The 313-nt window shown below is 74.8% G+C and carries 1 protein-coding gene and 1 pseudogene; both read right to left on the bottom strand.

All coding sequences use genetic code 11. From position 1 onward, the window contains the following. A pseudogene (locus JHD82_RS29510) lies at nucleotides 1–127 on the bottom strand (cation diffusion facilitator family transporter); the annotation flags it as partial. Further along, a partial coding sequence (locus tag JHD82_RS29515; protein ID WP_199140470.1) for a hypothetical protein occupies nucleotides 91–313 on the bottom strand: 223 nt, incomplete at its 5' end. The pseudogene JHD82_RS29510 and the gene JHD82_RS29515, both read right to left, overlap by 37 nt.

The following is a 313-nucleotide window of genomic DNA, read 5'->3' on the forward strand; positions in this document are numbered from 1 at the left end:
TGTCAAAGACCACGCCCTGGTCGCGGTGCGCATGGCGGTCCAGAACGGCGTCGATGCGCAGGCGCTCGGGCGCGTCCAGCGCCTGGTCCATCAGGCCCTGGGAAGATTGCCAGACCAGTTGTGCGCCTGTCTCTTATACACATCTGACGCTGCCGACGAAATGCGAACAGTGTAGATCTCGGTGGTCGCCGGAGCATTAAAAAGGGGGGGGGGGGGGGGGGGGGGGGGGGGGGGGGGGGGGGGGGGGGGGGGGGGGGGGGGGGGGGGGGGGGGGGGGGGGGGGGGGGGGGGGGGGGGGGGGGGGGGGGGGGGG

This window comes from Delftia sp. ASV31, from assembly GCF_016428765.1.
Taxonomy (GTDB): Bacteria; Pseudomonadota; Gammaproteobacteria; order Burkholderiales; family Burkholderiaceae_C; genus Comamonas; species Comamonas acidovorans.